Source organism: Dactylosporangium sp. NPDC049140 (genome assembly GCF_040648435.1).
Map to the genome: position 1 here is coordinate 1 of NZ_JBEZDS010000136.1, position 2,808 is coordinate 2,808.

A 2,808-nucleotide genomic window follows, 5' to 3' on the forward strand; every position below is an offset into this window, starting at 1 on the left:
GTGCTGGTCTCGCTCTGGATCGCCTTCGGCGGGTGGGCGGCCGGCCAGATGACGCCGAACCTCACGTCGGACAACCCAGGGTGGCTGGTCGAGTTCCCGCGACCAGCCACGAGCCGGCTGGGCCCGCCCAGTTGACTGCCCAGCGCCGCCGCGCTCACGGCGCGTCGAGCGCGACGACCGCCACATGCCCAGCGCCGCCGGCCCACCCTCGATGGGTAGCGCAATTGCCACTGGCGCCAATCGGTTTGTTGTGCAAACCTATTGGTATGACTTCCGATGCGGTTTCCGCCGGCGGGGACCCCCGCCGGCTGCTGGCCGACGTGCGCGAGCTCGCGCGCCGGGTCCGTCTCACCCAGCGGGTGACGTGGCTGCCGCTGCTCGTGCTGGGCGTGCTGACCCTCGGCGCGATCCCCGTGTACCGCTTCGGCCACCAGATCGTCAGCGACTGCCGCACCCTGCCCGACGGCGGCCGGGTCTGCCACGTCGAGATGGTGGCCGCGGAGATCTACTGGGCGCTGGCCCTCGCGGCCGGGTACGTCGTGATCGCCACCGTGTACCTGCGCGTGGCCCGGTCCCGCGGCGTTGAGGCCCGGGTCCTGCCGTATGTCTTCACCGGCGTCGGGCTCGTCGTGCTGTTCTCGTTCGCCGTGCGGTTCTGGGTCCACCTCGACCCGCCGCCGGACCTGGGCCGCCCGCCCGCCGCGGTCGAGGCGCTCTACCGCCTGGTCGACGTCACCGGCACGTTCGGGCTGGCCCTGCTCGTGCTGGCGTGGCTGGAGCGGCACGTCGCGCTGCTGGTGTTCGCGCTCGGGTACCTTGTCGTCGTGGTGGCGAAGGTCAATCTGGGCTGGGGCGACGGCTGGGGCAGCCGTTGGCAGTTCGCGCCGATGCTGGCCATCACCGGCGGCCTGCTCCTGCTCGGCAGCGCCGGCTTCGCGCTGGCCCAACGGCGGGCCCGATGACCGAGGCCCCGCACCCCGTCACCGGCCTCGACGACGTCGTGCACCAGCGGGTCCGGCTCGGCATCCTGACCATCACGCACGAGGCCCGCCGGGTCGAGTTCGGCTTCCTGCGGGCGCAGCTGGAGCTGACCGCCGGCAACCTGTCCCAGCACCTCGGCGTCCTCGAGTCGGCCGGCCTGATCGAGGTCGAGAAGGGCTACGCGGGCAAGCGCGGCCGCACGTGGATCACCCTGACCCCGGCCGGCGACGCGGCGCTCGCGGCGGAGATCGGGCGCCTGAAGCAGCTCATCGCCCGGGTCGAGACGTCGGGCGGCTGAGCGTCTCCACCGTGCGGCGGCCGGGCATCGGTCACGGGCGCTCGATCGCGAGCGCCTCCACGGTGCGGCTCACGTGGATGCGCAGGAGCTCGGCGGCCCGGTCGGCCGCGCGGGCCAGGGCGGCCTCCTCGATCGCGCGGTGCTCGGTGGCGTGGTCGCGGCCGGGGGCGGCGCGCGCCGACCAGCGGCGGGCGAGCTCGCTCGCGGTCCAGAGGCGGTCGAACGTCTCCAGCAGGGCGTCGTTGGCGCAGCCTTCCAGCAGTACCCGATGAAACAGCCGATGCGCCTCCGACCACGTGTCGAGGTCGTCCACCGGCGTGCCCGCCAGGCGGTGGTGGGCGGCCCGGACCCGGGCCTCCCACTCCAGGTCGCCGCGCTCGATCGCCAGTCGCAGTGTCGCCGGCTCGATGAGGGCCCGGGCCTCGGCGATGCGCTGCCACCGTTCGTCGCCCGTCGCCGGTACGGCGAACCCGCGGTTCGGCAACCGCTCCGCGAGCCCCTCGCCGACCAGGCGCAGCAGCGCCTCCCGCACGACGGCGAGGCTCACGCCGTGCTCGTTGGCCAGCTCCTGCGGCTTGAGCGCCTGCCGCGGCGCGTACTCGCCGCGCAGCACGCCCGCGCGCAGGTGCACGTATACCCGCTCCGACGGCTGCCGCTCGATGGGTTGCGTTGTCACGTTCGCCACCCTAGCAGAATAATCGATTATCTGTGAGACTATCGATTATGAGCGACAACGACCCCTTCGCGCGCCTCCCGCACGTGCCCGGCTTCGACCTGACCAGCACGACCGTCGGCGACGGCCGGCCCTTCGCGGGCCGGGCGGCCTCGCCCCAGCTCAGCTGGAGCGGCGCCCCGGCCGGCACCCGCAGCTACGCCGTGACCATGTACGACCCCGACGCGCCGACCGGCTCCGGCTTCTGGCACTGGGCGGTCGCCAACCTCCCGGCCGCCACCACGTCCCTGCCCGAGGGCGCGGGCGACGCCGCCGGATCGGGCCTGCCCGCCGGCGCCGTGCAGCTGCCCAACGACGTGCGCCTGCCGCAGTACGTCCCCGCCGGCCCGCCGGCCGGGCACGGCGTCCACCGGTACTTCATCACCGTCCACGCCCTCGACGTCGAGGACATCGGCGTGCCCGCCGACGCGACCCCCGCGTACCTCGGTTTCACGATGGCCGGCCACATCCTCGGCCGCGCCACCCTCATCACGACGGCGGAGACCCCGGCGGCCTGACGAGCCGCCGGGGTCCCGGCCGATCACGGATAGCTGACGACCGTGTGCGGGGTCACGCTGCTCGGCAGTGCGGCGGACCCCGTGTCGTTGATGACGTGGGTGATCGAGCCCTTGCCCAGCGAGACCGTCAGGATGTCGTGGAACTTGACGTTCGCGTTCACCGGGGCCTCGAACGAGTGGTAGGCCGCGATGGACGGGTCCGTCGTGAAGACGCAGTAGCTGCCCATGCCCCACGCCTCGTGCGAGGTGACGTTGTTGGCGACCTTGTAGGCGGCGTAGCCGGTGATCCCGTCGTGGGA

4 protein-coding genes and 1 pseudogene are annotated in these 2,808 nt (G+C 73.1%); 3 read left to right on the forward strand and 2 right to left on the reverse strand.

Annotated features, from left to right (window positions below):
* Positions 1 to 266 precede the first annotated feature (266 nt).
* Together AB0B76_RS58795 and AB0B76_RS58800 are read left to right on the forward strand one after the other, a co-directional pair.
* The gene (locus tag AB0B76_RS58795) at positions 267 to 962 is read left to right on the forward strand and encodes a hypothetical protein (RefSeq protein WP_360395129.1); all 696 of its coding nucleotides are present in this window, start codon (positions 267 to 269) and stop codon (positions 960 to 962) included.
* Positions 959 to 1,279: a transcriptional regulator gene (locus AB0B76_RS58800; protein WP_360395131.1), complete on the forward strand. Its 321-nt coding sequence runs from the start codon at positions 959 to 961 to the stop codon at positions 1,277 to 1,279. The genes AB0B76_RS58795 and AB0B76_RS58800 overlap by 4 nt, the downstream gene beginning before the upstream one ends.
* 31 nt (positions 1,280 to 1,310) lie before the next feature.
* On the opposite strand, the gene AB0B76_RS58805 is transcribed toward AB0B76_RS58800, so the two are convergent.
* Positions 1,311 to 1,955: a GntR family transcriptional regulator gene (locus tag AB0B76_RS58805; RefSeq protein WP_360395133.1), complete on the reverse strand. Its 645-nt coding sequence runs from the start codon at positions 1,953 to 1,955 to the stop codon at positions 1,311 to 1,313.
* 47 nt (positions 1,956 to 2,002) lie between these two features.
* Between AB0B76_RS58805 and AB0B76_RS58810 the strand changes: the two genes are divergently transcribed.
* Positions 2,003 to 2,509, forward strand: coding sequence for a YbhB/YbcL family Raf kinase inhibitor-like protein (locus AB0B76_RS58810; protein ID WP_360395136.1), 507 nt, complete (start codon positions 2,003 to 2,005; stop codon positions 2,507 to 2,509).
* Between the two features lie 23 nt (positions 2,510 to 2,532).
* Here the strand turns inward: AB0B76_RS58810 and AB0B76_RS58815 are convergent.
* Positions 2,533 to 2,808, reverse strand: a pseudogene (locus AB0B76_RS58815) (sialidase); the annotation flags it as partial.